The following is a 24,778-nucleotide window of genomic DNA, read 5'->3' as shown; positions in this document are numbered from 1 at the left end:
CCCGCGCCGAGTCCGGCGTCAAGCTATCAACCGGCGCTCACCGCAACCGGGTTGACGGGATCGGCGCGGTCAGACCCAGGTGTCCAGCCACATGCGGCCGCGCCAGGAGTCCATCGGGAGGGTGGCTCCCGTGTAGATGGGCCAGAAGTAGATGAAGTTCCACACGATCAGCAGGACCAGGACCCCCGCCCCGATCGCGCCCAGCGTGCGGCGGCGTTCCGAGGAGCCGGACGGGCCCAGGAGGGCGCCGATCATCATCGCCACCGCCAGGCACAGGTACGGGACGAAGACCACCGCGTAGAAGTAGAAGATGGTCCGCTCCTGGTAGTTGAACCAGGGCAGCAGGCCGGCGGCCAGCGCGCAGGCGATCGCGCCCGCCCGCCAGTCGCGGCGGAAGAACCACCGCCACAGCACGTACAGCAGCGCGAAGCAGCCCGCCCACCACAGCAGCGGCGTGCCCAGGGCCAGGACCTCGCGGGCGCACTTGCCCGCCTCGGTGGCCGGGCAGCCGTCGGTGCCGGGGGAGGGGGACTCGTAGAAGTAGGAGACGGGGCGGCCCAGGACGAGCCAGCTCCACGGGTTCGACTCGTAGGTGTGGCCGTCGGTCAGGCCCACGTGGAACCGGTAGACCTCCGTCTCGTAGTGCCACAGGCTGCGCAGCCACTCGGGCAGGAACGACAGCGAGCTGTGCCGGTCGTTCTTGGCGGCCCAGTCGCGGAAGTAGCCGCCCTTGCCGTTGTCCGGGCTGAGGATCCAGCCGAGCCAGGACGCCAGGTACACCGCGATGGCCACCGGCGCCGTCGACAGGAAGGCCGGCAGCGCGTCGCGGCGCAGCATCGAGGCGTACGGGGTGCCCGCGCCCGCGGTGCGGCGCGCCGCCGCGTCCCACAGGACGGTGAGCAGCCCGAAGAAGGCCAGGACCACGAGGCCGTTCCACTTGGTGCCGAAGGCCAGCCCCAGGCAGACGCCGGCCAGCAGCCGGTAGGGCCGCCACCCCAGCCGCAGGGTCTCTGCGATCTTCGGGTCGGGGTGCGCGCGGCCGTACTCGTCGACGGGGAGGGCGGCGGCGAGCCGGGCCCGGGCCCGGTCCCGGTCGACGACCAGCGCTCCGAAGGCCGCGAGCACGAAGAACATCAGGACCAGGTCGAGCAGGGCGGTGCGGCTCATCACCAGGTGCAGGCCGTCCACCGCCAGCAGGGCGCCGGCGAGGCAGCCCAGGAAGGTGGAGCGGAAGAGGCGGCGCCCGATCCGGCAGAGGAGGAGGACGGAGAGGGTGCCGAGCACCGCCGTCATGAACCGCCAGCCGAAGGGGGTGAAGCCGAACATCCACTCGCCGAGCCCGATCACCCATTTGCCGACGGGCGGGTGCACGACGTAGCCCGGGTCCAGGGGGAGGGGGACGGCGTCCGGGTTGGCGAGGATCGACTTGTCGATGTCCTTGGGCCAGCTCGCCTCGTACCCCTGGCGGACCGTCGCCCAGGCGTCCTTGGCGTAGTACGTCTCGTCGAATATCACCGCCTTCGGGCTGCCGAGGTGCGTGAACCGCAGCACCCCCGCCACCAGCGTGACCAGCAACGGACCCGCCCAGGCCATCACCCGCTGCCAGTTCTCGCGGGCTGCCCCCTCGATCCCGAGCGCCGTCCAGAGCTGGAGCGAGGGCCGGGCGTACGGGGGAACGAGGCGCGTCCGGACGTCCGCCGCCGGGCCGGCCGGTGCGTAGCCGAAGCCGCGCAGGCGGCGCAGCCACGCGGACTGCGGGTCGGGCTCGGGTGCGTGGCCGCCCGGGGGGACGGGCGGGGCCCCCGCGGGGCTGGGCGGCGGCGTCGCGGTACTGGTCACCGGGTCATCGTAGGGAACGCCCCTGTGGGTACCCCAGTCCCCACGAGCATCGGCTTCCTCCGGGGGGCCGTCGCACCCGGGGCGCCGGGCCCCGGCCCCGGAGGCGGGCGCGTCGCGGATGAGAGGATGTCCGGGTGACTGCTGACCAGCCCCGCCCCGCCGAAGGCCCCTCCTCGATCGGCGTCCTCGTGCTCGCCGGCACCCCCATCGGGGACCTCGCCGACGCCCCGCCACGGCTCGGGACCGAGCTGGAGCGGGCCGACGTGATCGCGGCCGAGGACACCCGGCGGCTGCGCCGGCTGACGCAGGGACTCGGGGTGTACACCACCGGGCGGGTGCTGTCGTACTTCGAGGGGAACGAGTCCGCCCGCACTCCCGAGCTGGTGGAGGCGCTGGAGGCGGGCAAGCGGGTGCTGTTGGTGACGGACGCCGGGATGCCCTCGGTCTCCGACCCGGGCTACCGGCTGGTCGCCGCCGCCGTGGAGAAGGACATCAAGGTCACGGCCGTCCCCGGGCCGTCCGCCGTGCTCACCGCGCTGGCCCTGTCCGGGCTGCCCGTGGACCGGTTCTGCTTCGAGGGGTTCCTGCCGCGCAAGGCGGGCGAGCGCCTCGGCAAGCTCCGCGAGGTGGAGGGCGAGCGGCGCACGCTCGTCTACTTCGAGGCCCCGCACCGGCTCGACGACACCCTGGCGGCGATGGCCGAGGTGTTCGGCGCCGACCGCCGGGCCGCGGTGTGCCGCGAACTGACCAAGACCTACGAGGAGGTCAAGCGCGGCGGGCTCGGCGCGCTGGCGCTCTGGGCGGCCGAAGGCGTACGGGGCGAGATCACGATCGTGGTCGAGGGCGCTCCGGCGGCCGCTCCCGGCGACGTCGACGTGGAGGAGCTGGTGCGCAGGGTGCGGGTGCGCGAGGAGGCGGGGGAGCGCCGCAAGGAGGCCATCGCGGCGGTCGCCGCCGAGGTCGGGGTACCCAAGCGCGAGGTGTTCGACGCGGTGGTGGCGGCAAAGAACGCGGCACAAAAGGTGCCTCAGGTCGGTAAAGAGCTAGCCTGAAAGGCAAAGCCCAGACCGCGCACCGGGCGCTTTGGGCATGAGTGGCCCAAAGACCGTCCAACAGTCGACAGGGCCTGATGCGCTCCCGCCCGAAGAGGCGTCCACTGGCAATGGCACCAGTGGAACAAGAGGAGCTGGCATGAGTGAGATCGCAGACACCCCGGTACCCGCCCCCGCCGCCGCCGCGGCGCTCTCCGCACCCCCGTTGCAGATCGTGCACGAGGCGTACTCCTTCGCGTGCATGAAGTGCGGGTACGGATGGGAGCAGGCCTACGCGATCGAGCACCACGTCGACGGCAAGGGTCAGCCCTTCATCATGTACATGGCGCAGGGGGAGCGGGTTCCCTCCCCGCTGTCCAACCCGACCTGCCTGAACTGCGGCGGCCACGTCGTACGGATCATGCGGGCGGGCCAGGTCTCCTCGGTCCAGGGCATGCTGGACCAGCTCTACCACCACCCCGTCGCGCCCGGGATAGCCGGACCGGTCCCCGCGGGGGCCAACGTCCCGCGAGCCCCGAAGCCCCGCAAGGCACCGCGGGCGCACTCCTCCCCGGGACCGGTCGCCCTCGACGGACCGGAACGGCGCCGGGGCTGGTTCGCCCGACTGATGGGCCGGCTGCGCCGGTCATAAGATCGGCCGTATGAGTACGAGCCCCTCCGGTCCCTCCGCCCCGTCCTCCGGGCCCGCGTCCGCCAAGGCCGCCAAGGCCCCGAAGGACGGGCCGCCCCCGCTGCCCGAGCCGCTGCGGGTGGCGGTGGCCGACTCCCACACCCACCTCGACATGCAGGCGGGCACGGTCGAGGAGGGCCTCGCGAAGGCGGCCTCGGTGGGCGTGACCACCGTGGTGCAGGTCGGCTGCGACGTGAAGGGCTCGCGCTGGGCCGCCGAGACCGCCGCCGCGCACCCGAACGTCCACGCGGCGGTGGCCCTGCACCCGAACGAAGCCCCCCGGATCGTGCTCGGCGATCCGGACGGCTGGTCGCGCCAGGGGGCCCGGCCCGGCGGCGGCGAGGCCGCCCTCGACGACGCGCTCGCCGAGATCGAGGCACTGGCGGCGCTCGACCACGTGAAGGCGGTCGGCGAGACCGGCCTCGACTACTTCCGCACCGGACCCGACGGCATGGCCGCGCAGGAGCGCTCCTTCCGGGCCCACATCGAGATCGCCAAGCGGCAGGGCAAGGCCCTGGTCATCCACGACCGCGAGGCCCACGCCGACGTGCTCCGCGTGCTGCGCGAGGAGGGCGCTCCCGAGCGCACCGTCTTCCACTGCTACTCGGGGGACGCCGAGATGGCCCGGGAGTGCGCGGCCGCCGGCTACTACATGTCCTTCGCCGGGACCGTCACCTTCAAGAACGCCGCCCCGTTGCGCGAGGCCCTCGCCGTGGCCCCGCTGGAGCTGGTCCTGGTCGAGACGGACGCCCCGTTCCTGACGCCCGCCCCGTACCGCGGCCGGCCCAACGCCCCGTACCTCATTCCGTTGACGGTGCGGGCGATGGCGGCGGTCCGCGGGATCGACGAGGACGCCATGGCCACGGCCCTGGCCGCCAATACGGCGCGCGCATTCGACTACCGACCCACCTCCTGACACACCTGTTCGTTCGACACGCTGGGTAGTCGAACGGCTTTGGTGCGTGACGACCGCTCCCGTTAGGGTGCCGTGCCCGAACCAGCCTGGGCCGGACCAGTGGAGCGAACGACGTGAGCGATACGCAGGGCAGTCACCGCCGTGTGTCCTGGCCGGACGCGGCACCGGAGCCCGCTCCGGACCCGCGCTCCGGCCCGTCCGAGCCCGACCAGGACGGCGGCGCGTACGACCACGACGCAGATCCCGACCGCGCCTTCGACCCCGACCGCGACCGCGCCTTCGACCCCGACCGCGCGGCCTTCGAGCCCGCCGGGGCCGTCGCGGACGCCTCGGGGGAGCCGGCCCACGGCGCCCCGCCCGGCGCCCCGCCCGGCATCGAGGGCGGCTTCGCCTTCGGCTTCGCCTCCGAGACCGCGCCGCCCGTGCTCGACTCCGCCCCCGTACCGGGGGTCCCCTCCCCCCGGGGCGAGGGCCGCAGGGCCGCACGCCGCCGGGGCTCCGTCCGTACGGCCGCGATCCCCGCGCCCGCCGCCCCGCCCGGCCCGCCCGACACCGAAGCCCCCGCCACGGGCAGACGTCGCGGCCCGGCCTCCCCCCTCGACGGGGAACTCGCCGCCACCGCCCCCGCCCCCGCCACCGGCCGGCGCCGCGGCGCGCTCGCCGCCCCGCCGGCCCCGCCCGCCTCCCCGGAGCCCGCCCCCATCACCGCGGCCCCCGGCCGGGCCCGCCGCGCGCCGGGCGCCCGCGACAGCTGGCGGCGCATCCTCCCGCAGGCCCTCGTCGTCGCCTTCCTCGCGGGCGGCACCACCGCCTTCGTCGCCGCCGACAAGGCGGTCCGCCTCACCGTCGACGGAGTGCCCCGCACCCTCCACACCTTCGCCGGGACCGTCGACGAACTCCTCGCCTCCGAAGGCCTCGGCGTCGGCGCCCACGACCTCGTCGCCCCCGCCCGAGGCTCCGCCCTCGACGACGGCGAACAGATCGCCGTCCGCTACGGCCGCCCGCTGCGCCTCACCCTCGACGGCGGCACCCGACAGCTGTGGACCACCGCCCGCACCGTCGACGGCGCGCTGCGCCAACTCGGCGTCCGCGTCGAGGGCGCGTACCTCTCCGCCCCCCGCACCGCCCCCGTCCCGCGCTCCGGACTCACCCTCGGCGTGCGCACCGAACGCGGGGTCACCTTCATGGCCGACGGTCGCGAGACCACCATCCGCACCAACGCCGCCACCGTCCAGGAGGCCCTCGGTCAGGCGGGCATCACCCTGCGCGGCGAGGACACCACCTCCGTGGCCCCGCAGTCCTTCCCCCGCGACGGCCAGACCGTCACCGTGCTCCGCATCACCGGCACCCGCGAGGTCCGCGAGGAGCGCGTCCCGTACGCCACCGAGCGGATCGAGGACGACGACCTCTTCGCCGGCACCGAGGTCGTCGAGCGCTCCGGCCGCCCCGGCGCCCGCAGGGTCACGTACGGCCTGCGCACCGTCAACGGGGTCCGCCAGCAGCCGCGCAAGATCGCCGAGGAACTGGTCCGGGAACCCGTCAGCCAGGTGGTCAAGGTCGGCACGAAGCCCCTGCCGCGCGCCGTCTCCGGCGCGGACGGCCTCGACTGGGCGGCCCTGGCCCGGTGCGAGTCCGGCGGCCGGGCCTCCGCCACCGACGCGTCGGGCACCTACGGCGGCCTCTACCAGTTCGACGTGCAGACCTGGCAGGCCCTCGGCGGCAGCGGCCGCCCGCAGGACGCCTCGGGATCGGAACAGACGTACCGGGCCAAGAAGCTCTACGTGCAGCGGGGGGCGAGTCCGTGGCCGCACTGCGGCCGTAGGCTTAACCGGTGAGCACCGCAGAGCAGCAGCCCGACCAGACCCCCCAGACCCCCGCCGAGACCCCGTCCGACGCCCTCCTCGGGCCGGCCGAGATCCGCGAGCTGGCCGAGGTACTCGGCGTACGACCGACGAAGCAGAAGGGCCAGAACTTCGTCATCGACGCCAACACCGTCCGCCGGATCGTCCGCACCGCCGGGGTGCGGCCGGACGACGTGGTCGTCGAGGTGGGGCCGGGACTCGGCTCGCTGACGCTCGCCCTGCTGGAGGTCGCCGACCGGGTCGTCGCCGTGGAGATCGACGACATCCTGGCCTCCGCGCTGCCCGCGACCATCGAGGCGCGGCTGCCCGGCCGCAAGGACCGCTTCGCGCTGGTCCACTCCGACGCCATGCTCGTCAAGGAACTGCCCGGCCCGGCGCCGACCGCGCTCGTCGCGAACCTCCCGTACAACGTGGCCGTGCCGGTGCTGCTGACCATGCTGGACCGCTTCCCGACCATCGAGCGCACCCTCGTCATGGTCCAGGCCGAGGTCGCCGACCGGCTCGCCGCCGAACCCGGCAACAAGGTCTACGGCGTCCCCTCCGTCAAGGCCAACTGGTACGCGCACGTCAAGCGCGCCGGCTCCATCGGCCGCAAGGTGTTCTGGCCGGCGCCGAACGTCGACTCCGGGCTGGTCTCGCTGGTCCGCCGCACCGAACCGGTCAAGACCACCGCCACGAAGGCCGAGGTGTTCGCCGTCGTCGACGCCGCCTTCGCACAGCGCCGCAAGACCCTGCGCGCCGCGCTGGCCGGCTGGGCCGGCTCTGCCGCGGGCGCCGAGGTCGCGCTCGTCGCCGCCGGGATCTCCCCGCAGGCGCGCGGCGAATCCCTCACGGTGGAGGAGTTCGCGGCCATCGCCGAGCACAAGCCGGCGGCGGAACGGCCCGCGCTGTGACCGGCGCGTCCTGCGTCACCGTCCGGGTCCCCGCCAAGGTCAACGTCCAACTGGCCGTCGGCGCGGCCCGCCCCGACGGCTTCCACGACCTGGCCAACGTCTTCCTCGCCGTCTCCCTCTTCGACGAGGTCACCGCCACCGCGGCCGACGCGCTGACCGTGAGCTGCGAGGGCCCGGACGCCGACCAGGTGCCGCTGGACCGTACGAACCTGGCCGCGCGGGCCGCCGAGATCCTCGCCGCCCGCGCCGGCATCGCCCCCCACGTCCACCTGCACATCGCCAAGAGCATCCCCGTCGCGGGCGGCATGGCCGGCGGCAGCGCGGACGGCGCGGCGGCGCTGCTGGCCTGCGACGCGCTGTGGAAGCTGGACACCCCGCGCGCGGAACTCCTCGACATCTGCGCGGAACTGGGCAGCGACGTGCCGTTCAGCCTGGTCGGCGGCGCGGCCCTCGGCACCGGGCGGGGCGAGATCCTCACCCCCGTCGACGCCGGCACCTTCCACTGGGTCTTCGCCGTCGCCCACGGCGGGCTGTCGACCCCGGCCGTCTTCCGCGCGTTCGACCGGCTCACGGCCGACACGGTGGTCCCGGTGCCGCGGGCCTCGCCGGAGCTGCTCGCGGCCCTGGCCTCGGGCGACCCCGACGCGCTGGCCGCGACCCTGGTCAACGACCTCCAGCCGGCCGCCCTCTCGCTGCGGCCGGAGCTCGCCGACACCCTGGCGGCGGGCACCGGAGCCGGGGCCCTGGCCGCCCTGGTCTCGGGATCCGGCCCGACGACCGCGTTCCTGGTGCGCGACGCCGAGTCCGCGGCGAAGGTCGCCGCCGCGCTCGAAGCCGTCCCGACCTGCCGCGCCACCCGCCCGACCACCTCCCCGGCCCCCGGCGCCACGGTGGTAGCCGCTTCCTGACGCGGTCCGGGGCCGGGACCGCCCGGCGGGCGGGCGGGGGTACTCATCCGGGAGATGAGTAGGCGCGCTCTGTCGGGGGTTCCGGGGTGCCGGACACCGTGGGGCCATGACAGTCAGCGCACGCGCCGCGGCCGCGGCCACACCCGACTCCCGGGACCGGTACGTCGACCTGCTCCGGGTCGCCTCGCTCGCCGCCGTCGTGCTCGGGCACTGGTTGATGGCCGCCGTCAGCGGCGACGGCATAGGGAACCTGCTCGCCCTCGTGCCCCCGCTCCAGGTCCTCACCTGGGGGTTGCAGATCATGCCGGTCTTCTGAGGAAGGCGGCGTAGACGGGCCCTTGCGCACGGCGCTCCAGGGAGCGGTGGGAGAGGGCGTGCGAGAAGCCGCCGACGAAGACCGCGCCCGGCTGCGGCGACTGCTGCGGCCCACCCTGGTGTTCATCCTCGTGTGGGCGGCGCTCGCGCCCGAGGGCGAAGCGCAGGACGTCGACCAGCGCGGCCGCTCCGGGTGCCGTACGTGGAGTTCCTGAACTTCGCCCTCGTCTGGCTCGCCGTCCACCAGCTCGGCTTCCTGCGCGCCGACGGCCGCCTCACCCGCCCCGCCCTCCTCGCCGCCGCGGGTCTCGCCGGCGCCGTCCTGCTCGTCGCGTTCGGGCCGTACCCGCTGTCCATGGTCGGGATGCCGGGCGAGAAGGTCTCCAACATGGCCCCGCCCACCCTCGCCCTGCTCTGTCACGGCCTGTGGCTCGTCGGCGCCGTCCAACTGCTCGCCCGGCCCGCGACGGCCTGGCTCGCCCGGCCCCGCGTCTGGCGCGGGGTCGTCGCCGCCAACGGCGTCGCCATGACGGCCTTCCTGTGGCACCTCACCGCCATGCTCGGCGTCTACGCCGCCCAGCTCGCCCTCGGCCTGACCCTGCCCGAGCCCGCCACCGCCGCCTGGTGGGCGCAGGTCCCGCTCCGGATCCTGGCCGCCGCCGCGCTGACGGCCGCCCTCGTCGCCGCCTTCCGCCGCCACGAGGCCCCCGCGCGCGACGCCGCCCACCCCGGCAGCGGCCCCGCCGCCGTCCTCGGCATCACCCTGTGCGTGCTCGGCGTGCTCGGCCTGTCCGTGACCGGCCTCGGGGGCCTCCTGGAAGGCCACACCGCCACCCTGATCGCCCTCCCCGTCACCGCGCCCGCCGCCATCGGCATGGCGCTGGGGGGCCTGCTCCTGGTGGAACGGTCGGGGTCGGCCCGGAGGGTTAGGCTGGGGGGCTGATCCACACCCCTTCCCTGGAGCGCGTCTGATGGCCGTCAATCTGGTCAATGTCGAGGCAGTCAGCAAGGTGTACGGCACCCGTACCCTGCTCGACGGCATCTCCCTCGGCGTATCCGAGGGGGACCGGATCGGTGTCGTCGGCCGCAACGGCGACGGAAAGACCACCCTCATCCGCATGCTCGCCAAGCTGGAGGAGCCCGACACCGGCCGGGTCACCCAGAACGGCGGCCTGCGCATGGGCGTGCTGACCCAGCACGACTCCCTCGATCCGACGGCCACCGTCCGCCACGAGATCATCGGGGACATGGCCGACCACGAGTGGGCCGGCAACGCCAAGATCCGCGACGTCCTCACCGGCCTGTTCGGCGGCCTCGACCTGCCCGGCTTCGGCCAGGGACTCGACACCGTCATCGGCCCGCTCTCCGGTGGCGAGCGCCGCCGCATCGCGCTCGCGCAGCTGCTCATCGCCGACCAGGAACTCCTCGTACTCGACGAGCCCACCAACCACCTCGACGTCGAGGGCATCTCCTGGCTGGCCCGCCACCTCCAGGAACGCCGCTCCGCGCTCGTCTGCGTCACCCACGACCGGTGGTTCCTCGACCAGGTCTGCACCCGCATGTGGGACGTGCAGCGCGGCGACGTCCACGAGTACGAGGGCGGCTACAGCGACTACGTCTTCGCCCGCGCCGAGCGCGACCGCATCGCCGCCACCGAGGAGGGCAAGCGGCAGAACCTGATGCGCAAGGAGCTGGCCTGGCTGCGCCGCGGCGCCCCCGCACGGACCTCCAAGCCGCGCTACCGCATCGAGGCGGCCAACGAGCTGATCGCCGACGTGCCGCCGCCGCGCGACACCTCCGCGCTGATGAAGTTCGCCAACGCCCGCCTCGGCAAGACCGTGTTCGACCTGGAGGACGTGACCGTCCAGGCCGGGCCCAAGACCCTCCTCAAGCACCTCACCTGGCACCTCGGCCCCGGTGACCGCGTCGGTCTCGTGGGCGTCAACGGCGCCGGCAAGACCTCCCTGCTGCGGGCCCTCGGCGAGGCCGCCCGCACCCAGGGCGAGGTCCAGCCGGCCGCCGGCACGGTGACCGTCGGCAAGACCGTCAAGCTGGCCTACCTCTCCCAGGAGGTCGGCGAGCTGGACCCGTCGCTGCGCGTCCTGGAGGCCGTCCAGCGCGTCCGCGACCGGGTCGACCTCGGCCAGGGCCGCGAGATGACGGCCGGGCAGCTGTGCGAGCAGTTCGGCTTCACCAAGGAGAAGCAGTGGACGCCCGTCGGCGACCTCTCCGGTGGCGAGCGCCGCCGGCTGCAGATCCTGCGCCTGCTGATGGACGAGCCCAACGTGCTCTTCCTCGACGAGCCCACCAACGACCTCGACATCGAGACCCTGACCCAGCTGGAGGACCTCCTCGACGGCTGGCCCGGCTCGATGATCGTGATCTCCCACGACCGGTTCTTCATCGAGCGCACCACCGACACGGTGATGGCGCTGCTGGGCGACGCGAGCCTGCGGATGCTGCCGCGCGGCCTGGACGAGTACCTGGAGCGCCGGCAGAAGATGATCGAGGCGGCGGCCCCGGCGGCTCCCGTCGCCTCCGCCAAGTCCTCCGCGTCCGGTGACTCGCGCGCGGCGAAGAAGGAACTCCAGAAGATCGAGCGCCAGCTCAACAAGATGTCCGACCGCGAGTCGAACCTGCACGCGCAGATCGCCGAGAACTCGACCGACTACGACAAGGTCGCCAAGCTCGACGCGGAGCTGCGCGAACTCATCTCGGAGCGGGACGAATTGGAAATGCGCTGGCTGGAACTGGCCGAGGACGCCTGAGGTCCGGACCGGCCGGACACCGGTCGGAGCGATAACGGCCACATCACGGGCCGGTCCGCCCTTGGGAACAGGGGACGGACCGGCCCGTCGCATGTCGGCCACGAGTGATAGAAAGGGTCGGTTCTCCTGGACATCCTCGTCCGTTCCGGACCGCCCGACGTCGAAGGTATGCGCTGATGACCGAGCCGCCCCAGCCGCCGAACCAGCCGCCTCAGCCGCCCGGTTACGGACATCTGCCGGGCCCGCCCCAGCCGGGTTACGGCTACCCGCAACAGGGCGCCAACCCGTACGCCCAGGAGCCCCGGCCCCACCCTCAGCAACCCCAACAGCCCCAACAGCCCCAACAGCCCCATCCGCAGCAGCCGCCCCCGCCGTACCAGCAGGGCGGCTACGGGTTCCCGGCGCAGCCCCCCGGCATGCCGCCCACCGTGCCGATCGCCCCGCACCCCGGCCCGCCGCCGGGCGGGGGCCGGCGCAAGGGCCCGTTGCTGATCGCCGCCGCCGTGGCGGGGGTGCTCGTCCTCGGCTCCGTCGGCTACTTCGCGTTCCTCAAGGACGACGGCTCCGCGACCGGGACCCCCGTCGCGAAGGCCTCCACGCCCGCCGCCCCCGAGCCCTCCGGCTCCGCCCCGGTGGACAAGGGCGACGGCAAGGGCGTCGGCGACGCGGACACGACCGACCTCAACGCGGGCCGCAAGGCCGGCGAGGACAAGGCCCTGTGGCTCAAGACGTCCAACCTCGTGGGGCCCGGCGCGGGCATCCCCACCAAGGGCCAGTGGGTGGTCGGCGACACCGTCGTCAAGACCGTCGACAAGGGCTTCGTCGCCTATGCCGTGACCGACGGCAAGGAGAAGTGGAAGCTCGACGCCCGCGGTGAGATCTGCGGAGTCACCGGCCAACTGACCTCCGACGGCAAGACGGTCGTGATCGTCAAGGACGGCGACAACTGCAACCAGATGAAGCTGGTCGACCTCAAGGCGGGCAAGGAGGTCTGGACGAAGGAGGTCCAGAAGGAGGGCCTCTTCGAGAGCGACATCGACGCCTCGGTGACCTTCACGGGCGACACCATCGCCGTCAACCGCATGGGCGGAACCGGTGCCTACCGGCTCGCCACCGGCGAGCGGCTCTTCTCCGGGATCGGCCCCGAGGGCTGCCAGCCCGCGAGCTACGCCGCGGGCAACGGCAAGATGATCGGCTTCGCCACCTGCATGGACGCCGACAACATCGTCGAGATCCAGGACGCCGACCCGAACACCGGCAAGAAGACCTGGTCCTACCGGCTCCCCAAGGGCTACGCGGTCACCGCCGTCTATTCGGTGAACCCGATCGTCGTCGACGCCTCCAACCGGGAGACCAGCCAGCGCGCCATCCTCGCCCTCAACAACGACGGCACCAAGCGCTCCACGATGTCCGGCGAGGGTTCCTTCCAGCTCAACTGCGGCGGCTCCAGCAGCAGTGAGGGCCTGCAGAACTGCGGCGACGCCGCCGTCGACGGAGCCACCCTCTACCTGAGCACCGCCGCCGAGGGCGGCTTCAACAACGAGATCGTCGCCTTCGACCTCGGGAGCGGCAAGGTCAAGTGGCGCACCGCGGCCGGCGACAAGCGGAACTACGTCCCGGTCAAGGCCGCGAACGGGCAGCTGACCGCCTACCGTCGGGGCGCCCTGGACCAGCCCGGCGAGATCGTCTCGCTGCCGGCCGCCGGCGGGGGCCCCAAGGTCCTCCTGCGCATGCCCTCCGGCTCCTCCGCGAAGATCGAGGGCTCCTTCAACGACGCGTACCGGAGCTACGAGGGCGGCCGGTTCTTCCAGTCCACCACCTCGCTGCTCGGCAACGGCAAGGACGAGAGGCTCCTGATGGTCTTCGGCAAGTGACGGCCTCCGGCCAGCGAACGAGTCCACCGAGCCGCCCACCGAGAGGCAGTAGTACCGCATGAGCATCCCGCCGCCCCCCCACCAGCCGCCGGGCCCCCCGCCGAACCAGCCGCCGAACCAGCCGCCCGCCGGCGGCTTCGGCGGCCCCCCGCCGGTCCCGCCGAACGCCCCGGCCGGCGCGCCGTCGTACGGGTACCCGCAGCAGCAGCCGGGCTACGGCTACCCGCCGCAGCCTCCGCAGACCGTCCCGCAGCCCTCGCTCGGCGCCCCCGCGGCGTCCGGCGGCAACGACAAGCGCACCCAGCTGATGATCGTCGGGGCGGCCCTGGTCGCGATGGCCCTCATCATCGGCGGCGGCTTCTGGTACGTCTCGGGCGACGGGGACGGCGGCGGCACGCGGCCGATCGCCCAGGACGGCCCGAGCGGCTCCCCGGACCCCAAGAACCCGGCGGGCGCGGGCGGCACCGAGAAGGTACCGGCCAACCCCAAGTCGAAGACCCTGCTCAACGTCCCCAGCCCGGCGCCGGAGGACGTGGTCTCCGTCGACGGCTCCTGGCTCACCGACACCACGTACGTGAAGTCGGACCTGGCCAAGGTCGTCGGCTACAACCTGGTCGACGGCGGCAAGAAGTGGGAGCTGCCGCTCCCCGCCAACGTCTGCGGTGCCACCAAGCACATCAGCGACAACAAGACCGCCATCCTCTTCGAGGAGGCCAAGGCGACCCCCGAGAAGAAGTACCCGCAGTGCACCCAGGTCGGCGTCGTCGACCTGAACACGGGCAAGCTCCTCTGGTCCGCCAACGCCAAGTCCGCCACCGGCGGCGACCGGTCCGTGGCCTTCACCGAGGTCACCCTCTCCGGCCAGACCGTCGCCGCGGGCGGCCTCTCCGGCGGCGCCGCCTGGAACCTCACCGACGGCAAGTCGCTGTGGAGCCCCAAGGTCGACGGCCAGGGCTGCTACGACCTCGGCTACGCGGGCGGCGAGGCCCTCGCGGTCCTGCGCAAGTGCGGTCAGAGTCCCAACCAGAGCCTGCTCGCGCAGGTCCTCGATCCGGCCACGGGCGCGCCCAAGTCCTCGTACAAGCTGTCTCCCGGCATCGAGTGGGCGGGCATCATCTCCACCAAGCCGCTGATCGTCGCGGCCGACGTCGGCGACACCGCGAAGAACGCCACGGGCGTCAGCGACCTCTTCGTCATCGACGACGCGGGCCAGCTCAAGTCGCGCATCGGACTGTCGTCCGGCAACTACGCGCCCGAGTGCCCCGCCACCGAGGTCGAGAAGTGCTCGAAGATGGTCGTCGGCAACGGCAAGGTCTACATGCCGACCTACGAGCACGAGGGTTCCTCGGGCTCGGTCGGCCGGACCAACGAGATCGTCTCCTTCGACCTGGAGACCGGCAAGCCCACCTCCGACCGCGCCGACGCCGGTGACCGCTACACCGTCGTCCCGCTGCGCATGGACGGATCGAACGTCATCGCCTACAAGGAGCCCCCGTACGACGGGGGCGGACAGATCGTCAGCATCGACGGCAAGACGATGAAGCAGACCGTCCTCATGCAGAACCCCGCCGACAAGGCGAGCCAGCGGGCCGAGAGCGGCTTCTCGCTGGACCACTCGGAACTGCTCTACCACAACGGCAAGTTCTTCCTCTCCCGCACCATGGTCCGCAAGCCGTACTCGGACAAGGCCGACCCGGAGTACCTGTTCGTCTCCTTCACCGCGAGCTGACACCGGCTCCCGCACCGCGCGACGGGCGCACACGCGCCGAAAAGCACCGAAGCCCCCGGAAGGTCCGCCCTTCCGGGGGCTTCTGCGCGGTATCCGGGACGGCCCGTCGAACATGCGTGTAGCTTGCCGGGTCAGAAGGATCTGGGGTGGGAGCCTTGATGGGCGTACGGGTCATGGTGGTCGACGAGCACCGCCTGCTGGCCGAGGCGCTCGCCTCGGCCCTGAAACTGCGCGGGCACCGGGTGCTCGCGGCGGCCGCGCCTGCGGCCGGGGCGGCCGAGCTGGTCATCGGCCGCGCCCCGGAGGTCTGTCTCTTCGGCACGGCCACCCCCGCCGAACCGGGCGTCTTCGAACCGGTCGCGCGGATCAAGCGGGAGCGCCCGCAGATCGCCGTCGTGGTCCTCGGACCGGTCCCGAGCCCGCGCGGGATCGCGGCCGCCTTCGCCGCCGGCGCCTCGGGCTACGTGCGCCAGGACGAGCGCATCGAGGGCGTCGAGCGGGCCCTGGCCAAGGCCCGGGCGGGGGAGTCGGCCATCTCCCCGCAACTGCTCCAGGGGGCCTTCGCGGAACTCCTCAACCCCGCGGCCCAGCCCGACGACGAGGGCAGCAGGCTGCTGCGGCTGTTGACCCCGCGCGAGGTGGAGGTGCTGGTCCGGGTCGCGGAGGGCGAGGACACCCGGCTGATCGCCGCCGGGATGGACATCGCGCCGAGCACCGCCCGTACGCACGTCCAACGGGTCCTGATGAAGCTCGGCGTGGGATCCCGGCTGGAGGCGGCGGCCATGGCCGCCCGTACGGGACTGCTCGACCGGGCGCTGCTCCCCGTGCGCGAGCAGTGGGAACAGGGGCAACCGGGGCGCTCGTGAGGGGCGGGCCCGTCCGGGGGGCGGTCCCGGGCGACGGGCGATTTCCCCGGAGCCGCGGAATCCGGTAAGCCAGTGCCTGCACGCGTGCCCGCGTGCGTCCGCGAGAGGTAGGAGTGCGCGTGAGCAAGTACCTGGTCACCGGCGGGGCCGGCTATGTGGGCAGCGTCGTCGCCGCCCACCTGCTGGAGGCCGGCCACGAGGTCACCGTCCTCGACAACTTCTCCACCGGCTTCACCCGGGGCGTGCCCGCGGGCGCCACCCTGATCGACGGCCGCATCCAGGACGCCGCCGAGCACCTGGACCCCTCCTACGACGCGGTGCTGCACTTCGCGGCCTCCTCGCAGGTCGGCGAGTCGGTGGCGAACCCCGGCAAGTACTGGGACAACAACGTCGGCGGCACCCTGGCCCTGCTGACCGCGATGCGGGAGGCGGGGGTGCGCAGACTGATCTTCTCCTCCACCGCCGCCACCTACGGGGAGCCGACGGACGGCCCCCTGACGGAACGTTCGGTCACCGCGCCCACCAACCCCTACGGCGCCTCGAAGCTGGCCGTCGACCACATGATCGCGGGGGAGTGCGCGGCGCACGGCCTCGCGGCGGTCTCGCTGCGCTACTTCAACGTGGCCGGCGCCTACGGGGAGTTCGGCGAGCGGCACGACCCCGAGACCCACCTGATCCCGCTGGTCCTCCAGGTCGCCCTGGGGGAGCGGGAGTCGATCTCGGTCTACGGTGAGGACTACCCCACCCCCGACGGCACCTGCGTGCGCGACTACATCCACGTGGCGGACCTCGCCGAGGCCCACCTGGCGGCGCTCACCGCGGCCGCCGAGGGCGAGCACCTGGTCTGCAACCTCGGCAACGGGAGCGGGTTCTCGGTCCGCGAGGTCATCGAGACGGTCCGCAAGGTCACCGGCCACGAGGTCCCCGAGGTCGTGGCCGCGCGCCGGCCGGGAGATCCGGCGGTCCTGGTGGCCTCCGCACGCACGGCCCACGAGCGCCTCGGTTGGACCCCGACCCGCTCCGACCTCACGCGCATCGTCACCGACGCCTGGGGCTTCGCCCGCGCCCGCCGCTGAGCCCGCCGCTGGGCCCGCCGCTGGGCCCGCCGCGCCCCGGCCGCACCACAGGTCCCTCCCCTCCTGTTCGAACCGCGGGCCCCACCCGTACGCGCCTCCCGTACCCCGGTGCGGGGGGCGCGCGTGCGTACGACGGGCGCTGTGCGCGGGCGCTGTGCGCGGGCGCCCGGCGCGCGTACGCCGGGTGAAACCGTCCCCGTGCAACTGCCCGTGGCACTCGCACGGGACGCAATCACCCATGAGCCCTCCCGAATGGGCGAAATCAAGCCACCGCCACGCCCGTTCCGGACCGTCCCACCGGAAAATCGCTCGAAAAACTTCCGCTATTCGGCCAACCACGGGACGTCACCGGGCCTACGCTGATGCGTGACACCGGTGGGGGCCGGTGTTGATTCAGGGGTCGAGACACGCCGGGTACGGCGTCCGGTCCGGGGTAGTGCACAGATGTCGCGGCGGCGGCCGCGGCGGCTCGTGGGCCACCCGGTCCGGGCGTCGTACCAGCAGCAGTCCGTTCCCCGACCCTTGGGGGTTTTGTGGTCCGTATCCGGGTTCTGGTGGTCGACGACCACCGCATCTTCGCCGAGTCTCTGGCAGCCGCGCTCGCGGCCGAGCCGGACGTGGACGTGTCCGCGGCCGGCAGCGGTCCCGCCGCCACGCGCTGCCTGGAACGAGCGGTGGCCGAGGGTCGCCGCTTCGACGTGCTCCTCGTCGATGCCGACCTCGGCGCCGTCGTCGGGGCCCTGCCCGCGCAGCGGGGGTCGGGCTCCGGCCCGCCGACGCCAGTGTCCGACGGGATCGCCCTCGTCGCGGGCGTACGGGTGGCCCACCCGGGCGTCCGTACGGTGGTCCTCGCCGAGCGCGACGACCCGCGCCGGGCCGCGCTCGCCCTCCAGGCGGGAGCCTCGGGGTGGGTGGCGAAGGACTGCTCGCTGTCCCGGTTGCTGGCCGTCGTGCGGGGGGTGCTCCGCGAGGAGACCCACCTGCCGCCCGCGCTGCTCACCGGGGTGCTGCGCGAGCTGACCGCCGCCCGCAAGCACCGCAGCGACAGCGAACAACTGGTGGAGTCCCTCACCCCGCGCGAGCACGAGGTGCTGCGCTGCATGGTGGCCGGCCTGGGCCGCAAGGACGTGGCGGCGCGGTTGTTCCTCTCCCCGCACACCGTCCGCACCCACATGCAGAACGTGCTGGGCAAGCTGGGCGTGCACTCCACCCTGGCCGCGGTGGCCCTGGCCCGGCGGGCCGGGGTGCGGCCCGCGGAACTAGCCGGGGATGTTGTCGAACGGAGCGGTCAGCCGGCGTAGCAGCCCGGCCAGATCGCCCCGTTGGCCCGCGGAGAGGCGGCCCAGGATCGCCCGTTCCTGGGCCAGCAGGCCGGCGAGCGACTGGTCCGCGCGGTCGCGCCCCTCGGGCGTGAGTCGAACCAGTACTCCGCGCCGGTCGCTGGGGTCCGGGAGGCGCTCGACCAGGCCCTTCTTCGCGAGCCGGTCGATGCGGTTCGTCATGGTGCCCGAGGTGACGAGCGTCTGGGTCAGGAGTTGCCCGGGGGAGAGCTGGTACGGCGCGCCGGCCCGGCGCAGCGACGTCAGGACGTCGAACTCCCAGGGCTCCAGTCCGTGCTCGGAGAAGGCGAGCCTTCGGGCGCGGTCGAGGTGGCGCGCGAGCCGGCTGACCCGGCTGAGCACCTCCAGCGGTTCCACGTCGAGGTCAGGGCGCTCCCGCCGCCATGCCGCGACCAGTCGATCGACCTCGTCCTCCATGCCGATCAGTGTAAGGGGTCTGTCGACATGAAGTCTCTTCAATTCAAGAATCTTGACATCGAGATATATTCTCGCCGAGCATGGGGCATGGAGGGGGCCGGAACGGCTTCCGCTTCCGACCGCCCCACCAGTAGGGAGGCTCGAACATGCATTCCGACACCGCACCCGCCGAGCGCACCGCCGCGTTCGACGGCTCCACCCCTTCCGCGCCCACCTGGGATCCCCAGCAGTACCTCCGCCACGCGGGACACCGCACCCGCCCCTTCCTCGACCTGCTGAACCGGATATCCGAGCTGCCGACCCGCCCCGCCCGCATCGCCGACCTGGGCTGCGGCCCCGGCAACGTGACCGCGCTGCTCGCCGAACGCTGGCCCGACGCCCGGATCACCGGCTACGACCTCTCCCCGGAGATGCTCCACCGGGCCGCCGAGGAGTACGCCGGACCCACCTCGGGCGGCGGCAGCCTCGACTTCGCCCACGGGGACCTCGCGAGCTGGCTGCCCGAGGAGACGTACGACCTGATCGTCTCCAACGCGGCCCTCCAGTGGGTGCCCAGCCACCCCGGCTCCTTCGCCCCCTGGATCAACGGCCTGCGACCCGGCGGCACCTTCGCCTTCCAGATCCCCGGCAACTTCACGGCGCCCAGCCACCGGCTGCTCGCCGAGCTGTGCGACACCCCGACCTGGCGGCACCGGCTCGCCGGCCACGGCGCCCGCTACATCCACATCCTGGAATCCGCCGAGTACTTCACCCGGCTCACCGAGCTGGGTTGCGCCGTCGACGTGTGGGAGACCACCTACTACCAGCTCCTCGAAGGGCCCGACCCCGTCCTCGACTGGGTCAAGGGCACCGCCCTGCGGCCCGTGCTCACCGCCCTCGGGGACGACCGCGAGGCCGTCGAGCGCTTCCTGGCCGAATACCGCGAGGCCCTGCGCGCGGCCTACCCGCCCGGCCCGCACGGCACCGTCTTCCCGTTCCGGCGCATCTTCGCCATCGCACGCAAGGAGGCATGACCGTGCTCACCGCCCTGGACCACGTGCAACTCGCCGCGCCTCCCGGATCCGAGGACAGGCTGCGCGCCTACTACCAAGAGGTCCTCGGCATGACGGAGGTCCCCAAACCGCCCGTCCTCGCCGCCCGCGGGGGCTGCTGGTTCGCCGCCGGACCGGTGCGGCTGCACCTCGGGGTGGAAGAGGACTTCACACCCGCCCGCAAGGCCCACCCCGGACTGCGGGTGACCGGCATCGAGGGGTACGCGCGCAGACTCCGCGACCGCGGCGCCGAGGTCGTCTGGGACGACGCCCTGCCGGGCCACAGGCGGTTCTACTCCCAGGACCCGGTGGGCAACCGGCTGGAGTTCCTGGAGGCCGCCGGCCCGCCGGCCCGCGAGGCCTGACACGACGGCGCCCCGCCACCGGAGGTCCGGTGGCGGGGCGCCGTCACGGCGGGGGCGGCTCGTGCGCGCCGCCCGCTCAGCTCTTGCGGTGGCCCACCAGCCGGGGCCGGGCCTCCAGGTTCTCCAGGCCGTGCCAGGACAGGTTCACCAGGTGCGCCGCGACCTCGGCCTTCTTCGGCTGCCGGGTCTCCAGCCACCACTGGCCCGTCAGCGCCACCATCCCGACCAGCGCCTGCGCGTACAGCGGGGCCAGCTTCGGGTCGAAACCGCGGGCCTTGAACTCCAGCCCGAGGATGTCCTCGACCTGGGTGGCGATATCGCTGATCAGCGAGGCGAAGGTGCCCGTCGACTGGGCCACCGGGGAGTCCCGGACCAGGATCCGGAAACCGTCCGTGTAGTTCTCGATGTAGTCGAGCAGAGCGAACGCGGCCTGCTCCAGCAACTCCCGCGGGTGCCCCGCCGTCAGCGCGCCGGTCACCCCGTCCAGCAGCTGGCGCATCTCGCGGTCGACGACCACCGCGTAGAGCCCTTCCTTGCCCCCGAAGTGCTCGTACACCACCGGCTTGGACACCCCGGCCTTCGCCGCGATCTCTTCCACCGACGTCCCCTCGAAGCCCTTCTCGGCGAAGAGGGCGCGGCCGATGTCCAGCAGTTGCTGGCGCCGCTCGGCGCCCGTCATCCGGACCCGGCGGCCCCGCCTGGGCTTGTCGCTGCTGGAACTGTTGCCGTCGATCGCCACGTCCCCCATCATGCCGCGTTCGAGGTCTCTTCCTTGCGCCGGGCATCGATCCTGGCGTCCGAGGGCCAGCGCACGTCGCTCGCCCATCCCAGCTGTTCGAACCAGCGGATCAGGCGCGCGCTGGAGTCGACCTGGCCGCGCAGCACCCCGTGCCGCGCCGACGTCGGATCGGCGTGGTGCAGGTTGTGCCAGGACTCCCCGCAGGACAGCACCGCCAGCCACCACACGTTGCCCGAGCGGTCCCGGGACTTGAACGGTCGCTTGCCCACCGCGTGGCAGATCGAGTTGATCGACCAGGTCACGTGGTGCAGCAGCGCCACCCGCACCAGCGAGCCCCAGAAGAACGCGGTGAAGGCGCCCCACCAGGACATCGTCACCAGACCGCCGACCAGCGGCGGGATCGCCAGCGAGACGTTCGTCCACAGCACGAAGTCGCGCGAGATCCGCCGGATCGCCGGGTCCTTGATCAGGTCGGGGGCGTACTTCTGCTGATCGGTCTGCTCCTCGTCGAAGAGCCAGCCGATGTGGGCCCACCACAGGCCCTTCATCAGCGCCGGCACGGTCTCGCCGAAGCGCCACGGCGAATGCGGGTCGCCCTCGTGGTCGGAGTACTTGTGGTGCTTGCGGTGGTCCGCGACCCAGCGCACCAGCGGACCCTCCACCGCCATGGACCCCATCACGGCCAGCGCGATCCGCAGCGGCCGCTTCGCCTTGAAGGAACCGTGCGTGAAGTAGCGGTGGAAGCCGATCGTGATGCCGTGGCACGCCAGGAAGTACATGAACACCATCAGCCCCAGGTCCAGCCAGCTCACCCCCCAGCCCCAGACCAAGGGGACGGCCACCAGCAGCGCGAGGAAGGGCACCGTGATGAACAGCAGCAGCGCGATCTGCTCGATCGACCGCTTCTGCTCGCCGCCGCGCGTCGCGGACGGATCCGGGGCTGACTCTTGGGAGGGCGACGCGGAGGCGTCCTCGACCAGATCGGGACTGCGGGTCATGGGGTTCCCTGGGGGGTGAGAGGTCGGCAGGCTCCGGGTCCACGGACCTACGGGCCCGTAACCTACGGCAACGTAAGTATGGCAAAGCCGGCTCACAGGGCAAGAGGAGCGCGCTCGCGTCGCCCGTACGCGGGCCCGCGCGTGTCCGCGTACCGGTCGCTCTACCGGGGCACGGGCACGGGCCACCTATCCTGGTGTCGTCGGACAGCGCGGTCCGCACGGGCAGCCCGGGCTGCGCACATCAGGACGGCATGCGCCGCGCGTACCCGGGAGCCCCCCGCCCAGTAGCGCTCGAACACTGCAAGGAGCCGCACCTGTGAGCAGTGCTGACCAGGCCGCCCAGGCCCCCGCCAGCCAGGCCCCCGCCACGCCGGCCGCCGCCTCGCCCGCCGAGACGGCCAACGCGGAGCTGCGCGCGGACATCCGCCGCCTCGGCGACCTCCTCGGGGAGACCCTCGTCCGCCAGGAGGGCCGAGACCTCCTCGACCTCGTCGAGCGAGTACGCGCGCTCACCCGGACCGACGGCGAAGCCGCCGCCGAGCTGCTCGGCGACATCGACCTGGAGACCGCCGCCAAGCTGGTGCGCGCCTTCTCCACCTACTTCCACCTCGCCAACGTCACCGAGCAGGTGCACCGCGGCAAGGAGCTGAGGGCCCACCGCGCCGCCGAGGGCGGCCTCCTCGCCCGTACCGCCGACATGCTCAAGGACGCCGATCCCGAGCACCTGCGCGACACGGTCAAGAACCTCAACGTCCGCCCGGTCTTCACCGCGCACCCCACCGAGGCCGCCCGCCGCAGCGTCCTGAACAAGCTGCGCCGCATCGCCGCCCTGCTGGAGGAGCCCGTCGCCGGCGCCGGCGAGCGCCGCCGCCACGACCTGCGGCTCGCCGAGAACATCGACCTCGTCTGGCAGACCGACGAACTGCGCGTCGTGCGCCCCGAGCCCGCCGACGAGGCCCGCAACGCCATCTACTACCTCGACGAGCTGCACGCCGGCGCCGTCGGCGACGTCCTGGAGGACCTCGCCGCCGAACTCCAGCGCGTCGGCGTCGAGATTCCGCCCGGCACCCGCCCGCTGACCTTCGGCACCTGGATCGGCGGCGACCGCGACGGCAACCCCAACGTCACCCCCGAGGTCACCCGGGACGTGCTGATCCTCCAGCACGAGCACGGCATCACCGACGCCCTCGAACTCGTCGACTTCCTGCGCGGGCTGCTCTCCAACTCCATCCGCTACACCGGAGTGACCGAAGAGCTGCTCCTCTCCCTGCAGGGCGACCTGGAACGGCTCCCCGAGATCAGCCCGCGCTACAAGCGGCTGAACGCCGAGGAGCCCTACCGCCTCAAGGCCACCTGCATCCGGCAGAAGCTCGTCAACACCCGCGAGCGCCTCGCCAAGGGCACCGCCCACGAGGAGGGCCGCGACTACCTCGGCACCGCCGAGCTGCTCACGGACCTCACCCTCATCCAGACCTCCCTGCGCGCGCACCGCGGCGCCCTCTTCGCCGACGGCCGCATGGACCGCACCATCCGCACGCTGGCCGCCTTCGGCCTCCAGCTCGCCACCATGGACGTCCGCGAGCACGCGGACGCCCACCACCACGCGCTGGGCCAGCTCTTCGACCGCCTCGGCGAGGAGTCCTGGCGCTACGCCGACATGCCCCGCGACTACCGCGGCAAGCTGCTGGCGAAGGAACTGCGCTCGCGCCGCCCGCTGGCCCCCACCCCGGCCCCCCTCGACGCCGCCGGTCAAAAGACCCTCGGCGTCTTCGGCGCCATCAGGGACGCCTTCGAGAAGTTCGGCCCCGAGGTCATCGAGTCGTACATCATCTCGATGTGCCAGGGCGCCGACGACGTCTTCGCCGCCGCCGTCCTCGCCCGCGAGGCCGGCCTGATCGACCTGCACGGCGGCTGGGCCAAGATCGGCATCGTCCCGCTCCTGGAGACCACCGACGAGCTCAAGGCCGCCGACGTCATCCTCGACGAGATGCTCGCCGACCCCTCCTACCGGCGCCTCGTCTCCCTGCGCGGCGACGTCCAGGAGGTCATGCTCGGCTACTCGGACTCCTCCAAGTTCGGCGGCATCACCACCTCCCAGTGGGAGATCCACCGCGCCCAGCGCCGGCTGCGCGACGTCGCCCACCGCTACGGCGTGCGCCTGCGCCTCTTCCACGGCCGCGGCGGCACCGTCGGCCGCGGCGGCGGCCCCTCGCACGACGCGATCCTCGCCCAGCCCTGGGGCACCCTGGAGGGCGAGATCAAGGTCACCGAGCAGGGCGAGGTCATCTCCGACAAGTACCTCGTCCCCTCCCTGGCCCGCGAGAACCTGGAGCTGACCGTCGCGGCCACCCTCCAGGCCTCCGCCCTGCACACCGCCCCGCGCCAGTCCGACGACGACCTGGCCCGCTGGGACGCCGCCATGGACATCGTCTCGGACGCCGCGCACGACGCCTACCGCGCGCTGGTCGAGGACCCGGACCTGCCGTCGTACTTCTTCGCGGCCACCCCCGTCGACCAGCTCGCCGACCTGCACCTGGGCTCGCGCCCCTCGCGCCGCCCCGACTCCGGCGCCGGTCTCGACGGACTGCGTGCCATCCCGTGGGTCTTCGGCTGGACCCAGTCCCGCCAGATCGTCCCCGGCTGGTACGGCGTCGGCTCCGGCCTCAAGGCACTTCGCGAGGCCGGCCAGGACGCGGCCCTCGGCGAGATGGGCGAGCGCTGGCACTTCTTCCGCAACTTCCTCTCCAACGTCGAGATGACGCTGGCCAAGACGGACCTGCGGATCGCCCGCCACTACGTCGACACCCTCGTGCCCGAGAACCTCAAGCACGTCTTCGCGCGCATCGAGGCCGAGCACGAGCTGACCGTCCGCGAGGTCCTGCGGATCACGGGCGGGCAGCGCCTGCTGGACTCCAACCCGGTCCTCCAGCAGACCTTCTCCGTCCGCGACGCCTACCTGGACCCGATCTCCTACCTCCAGGTCTCCCTGCTGGCCCGCCAGCGTGCCGCCGCCGCCCGCGGCGAGGAGGCGGACCCGCTGCTGGCCAGGGCCCTGCTGCTGACCGTCAACGGCGTCGCCGCCGGTCTGCGCAACACCGGCTGAACCGCCCCGTACGCGAA

The 24,778-nt window shown here is 73.0% G+C and carries 19 protein-coding genes and 1 pseudogene; 16 read left to right on the top strand and 4 right to left on the bottom strand.

What is annotated here, in order from left to right:
• Positions 1-69: 69 nt before the first annotated feature.
• Positions 70-1,839, bottom strand: a complete 1,770-nt coding sequence (locus ACIOD1_RS25345; protein WP_401904771.1) for a dolichyl-phosphate-mannose--protein mannosyltransferase — start codon at positions 1,837-1,839, stop codon at positions 70-72.
• Between the two features lie 134 nt (positions 1,840-1,973).
• On the opposite strand from ACIOD1_RS25345, the gene rsmI reads away from it, so the two are divergent.
• The 13 genes and pseudogenes from rsmI to ACIOD1_RS25280 all read left to right on the top strand — a co-directional run bounded on the left by rsmI (position 1,974) and on the right by ACIOD1_RS25280 (position 18,069).
• Complete coding sequence (gene rsmI, locus ACIOD1_RS25340) at positions 1,974-2,891, top strand: 16S rRNA (cytidine(1402)-2'-O)-methyltransferase (protein WP_365621043.1); 918 nt, start codon at positions 1,974-1,976, stop codon at positions 2,889-2,891.
• Positions 2,892-3,030: 139 nt separating this feature from the next.
• The gene (locus ACIOD1_RS25335; RefSeq protein WP_401904769.1) at positions 3,031-3,522 is read left to right on the top strand and encodes a hypothetical protein; all 492 of its coding nucleotides are present in this window, start codon (positions 3,031-3,033) and stop codon (positions 3,520-3,522) included.
• Positions 3,523-3,532: 10 nt separating this feature from the next.
• Positions 3,533-4,477: a TatD family hydrolase gene (locus ACIOD1_RS25330; protein ID WP_365621040.1), complete on the top strand. Its 945-nt coding sequence runs from the start codon at positions 3,533-3,535 to the stop codon at positions 4,475-4,477.
• A 701-nt stretch (positions 4,478-5,178) separates the two neighbouring features.
• Positions 5,179-6,312, top strand: coding sequence for a ubiquitin-like domain-containing protein (locus tag ACIOD1_RS25325; RefSeq protein ID WP_365621283.1), 1,134 nt, complete (start codon positions 5,179-5,181; stop codon positions 6,310-6,312).
• A complete protein-coding gene (rsmA, locus tag ACIOD1_RS25320) occupies positions 6,309-7,232 on the top strand; it encodes a 16S rRNA (adenine(1518)-N(6)/adenine(1519)-N(6))-dimethyltransferase RsmA (RefSeq protein ID WP_365621037.1) in 924 nt (307 codons plus the stop codon). The genes ACIOD1_RS25325 and rsmA overlap by 4 nt, the downstream gene beginning before the upstream one ends.
• Positions 7,229-8,140, top strand: a complete 912-nt coding sequence (locus ACIOD1_RS25315; RefSeq protein WP_401904767.1) for a 4-(cytidine 5'-diphospho)-2-C-methyl-D-erythritol kinase — start codon at positions 7,229-7,231, stop codon at positions 8,138-8,140. Before rsmA ends, ACIOD1_RS25315 begins: the two co-directional genes overlap by 4 nt.
• Positions 8,141-8,246: 106 nt before the next feature.
• Positions 8,247-9,398: pseudogene (locus ACIOD1_RS25310) on the top strand (acyltransferase).
• A gap of 28 nt (positions 9,399-9,426) precedes the next feature.
• A complete protein-coding gene (locus ACIOD1_RS25305; RefSeq protein WP_365621028.1) occupies positions 9,427-11,223 on the top strand; it encodes an ABC-F family ATP-binding cassette domain-containing protein in 1,797 nt (598 codons plus the stop codon).
• Positions 11,224-11,399: 176 nt separating this feature from the next.
• Positions 11,400-13,097: a PQQ-binding-like beta-propeller repeat protein gene (locus ACIOD1_RS25300; protein ID WP_401904764.1), complete on the top strand. Its 1,698-nt coding sequence runs from the start codon at positions 11,400-11,402 to the stop codon at positions 13,095-13,097.
• Positions 13,098-13,155: 58 nt separating this feature from the next.
• Positions 13,156-14,826, top strand: a complete 1,671-nt coding sequence (locus ACIOD1_RS25295; RefSeq protein WP_365621022.1) for a PQQ-binding-like beta-propeller repeat protein — start codon at positions 13,156-13,158, stop codon at positions 14,824-14,826.
• A 158-nt stretch (positions 14,827-14,984) separates the two neighbouring features.
• On the top strand, positions 14,985-15,692 hold the full coding sequence (locus ACIOD1_RS25290; RefSeq protein WP_401904871.1) for a response regulator transcription factor: 708 nt from the start codon (positions 14,985-14,987) through the stop codon (positions 15,690-15,692).
• A 119-nt stretch (positions 15,693-15,811) separates the two neighbouring features.
• On the top strand, positions 15,812-16,768 hold the full coding sequence (gene galE / locus ACIOD1_RS25285; protein WP_401904761.1) for a UDP-glucose 4-epimerase GalE: 957 nt from the start codon (positions 15,812-15,814) through the stop codon (positions 16,766-16,768).
• A 533-nt stretch (positions 16,769-17,301) separates the two neighbouring features.
• Positions 17,302-18,069: a response regulator transcription factor gene (locus ACIOD1_RS25280; protein ID WP_365621016.1), complete on the top strand. Its 768-nt coding sequence runs from the start codon at positions 17,302-17,304 to the stop codon at positions 18,067-18,069.
• Here the strand turns inward: ACIOD1_RS25280 and ACIOD1_RS25275 are convergent.
• The gene (locus ACIOD1_RS25275; protein WP_365621013.1) at positions 18,028-18,525 is read right to left on the bottom strand and encodes a MarR family transcriptional regulator; all 498 of its coding nucleotides are present in this window, start codon (positions 18,523-18,525) and stop codon (positions 18,028-18,030) included. The genes ACIOD1_RS25280 and ACIOD1_RS25275 overlap by 42 nt on opposite strands.
• A gap of 146 nt (positions 18,526-18,671) precedes the next feature.
• On the opposite strand from ACIOD1_RS25275, the gene ACIOD1_RS25270 reads away from it, so the two are divergent.
• Both ACIOD1_RS25270 and ACIOD1_RS25265 read left to right on the top strand, forming a co-directional pair.
• On the top strand, positions 18,672-19,538 hold the full coding sequence (locus ACIOD1_RS25270) for a trans-aconitate 2-methyltransferase (RefSeq protein WP_365621010.1): 867 nt from the start codon (positions 18,672-18,674) through the stop codon (positions 19,536-19,538).
• A gap of 2 nt (positions 19,539-19,540) precedes the next feature.
• On the top strand, positions 19,541-19,921 hold the full coding sequence (locus ACIOD1_RS25265) for a VOC family protein (protein WP_401904868.1): 381 nt from the start codon (positions 19,541-19,543) through the stop codon (positions 19,919-19,921).
• A gap of 76 nt (positions 19,922-19,997) precedes the next feature.
• Here the strand turns inward: ACIOD1_RS25265 and ACIOD1_RS25260 are convergent, their stop codons facing one another.
• Positions 19,998-20,672, bottom strand: a complete 675-nt coding sequence (locus ACIOD1_RS25260; RefSeq protein WP_365621007.1) for a TetR/AcrR family transcriptional regulator — start codon at positions 20,670-20,672, stop codon at positions 19,998-20,000.
• The gene (locus ACIOD1_RS25255) at positions 20,669-21,658 is read right to left on the bottom strand and encodes a fatty acid desaturase (RefSeq protein WP_365621004.1); all 990 of its coding nucleotides are present in this window, start codon (positions 21,656-21,658) and stop codon (positions 20,669-20,671) included. Before ACIOD1_RS25255 ends, ACIOD1_RS25260 begins: the two co-directional genes overlap by 4 nt.
• A gap of 409 nt (positions 21,659-22,067) precedes the next feature.
• Here ACIOD1_RS25255 and ppc point away from each other — a divergent pair, with 409 nt between their 5' ends.
• Entirely contained in the window at positions 22,068-24,761 is a 2,694-nt protein-coding gene (gene ppc / locus ACIOD1_RS25250) for a phosphoenolpyruvate carboxylase (RefSeq protein ID WP_365621275.1), read from the top strand.
• Positions 24,762-24,778 lie beyond the last annotated feature (17 nt).

Origin of the sequence: Streptomyces sp. NPDC088097 (assembly GCF_044741845.1) — a bacterium.
Lineage (GTDB): Bacteria > Actinomycetota > Actinomycetes > Streptomycetales > Streptomycetaceae > Streptomyces.
Note: the sequence above shows the minus strand (reverse complement) of the source record. Positions and strands in the feature narration are given on the sequence as shown.

Bases quoted from the DNA above. Each gene is read 5' to 3' on its own strand.
- ACIOD1_RS25335 (WP_401904769.1), top strand. From the start codon at position 3,031: ATGAGTGAGATCGCAGACACCCCGGTACCCGCCCCCGCCGCCGCCGCG.
- ACIOD1_RS25330 (WP_365621040.1), top strand. From the start codon at position 3,533: ATGAGTACGAGCCCCTCCGGTCCCTCCGCCCCGTCCTCCGGGCCCGCG.
- ACIOD1_RS25305 (WP_365621028.1), top strand. From the start codon at position 9,427: ATGGCCGTCAATCTGGTCAATGTCGAGGCAGTCAGCAAGGTGTACGGC.
- ACIOD1_RS25300 (WP_401904764.1), top strand. From the start codon at position 11,400: ATGACCGAGCCGCCCCAGCCGCCGAACCAGCCGCCTCAGCCGCCCGGT.
- ACIOD1_RS25295 (WP_365621022.1), top strand. From the start codon at position 13,156: ATGAGCATCCCGCCGCCCCCCCACCAGCCGCCGGGCCCCCCGCCGAAC.
- ACIOD1_RS25290 (WP_401904871.1), top strand. From the start codon at position 14,985: ATGGGCGTACGGGTCATGGTGGTCGACGAGCACCGCCTGCTGGCCGAG.
- ACIOD1_RS25275 (WP_365621013.1), bottom strand. From the start codon at position 18,525: ATGGAGGACGAGGTCGATCGACTGGTCGCGGCATGGCGGCGGGAGCGC.
- ACIOD1_RS25270 (WP_365621010.1), top strand. From the start codon at position 18,672: ATGCATTCCGACACCGCACCCGCCGAGCGCACCGCCGCGTTCGACGGC.
- ACIOD1_RS25260 (WP_365621007.1), bottom strand. From the start codon at position 20,672: ATGATGGGGGACGTGGCGATCGACGGCAACAGTTCCAGCAGCGACAAG.
- ACIOD1_RS25255 (WP_365621004.1), bottom strand. From the start codon at position 21,658: ATGACCCGCAGTCCCGATCTGGTCGAGGACGCCTCCGCGTCGCCCTCC.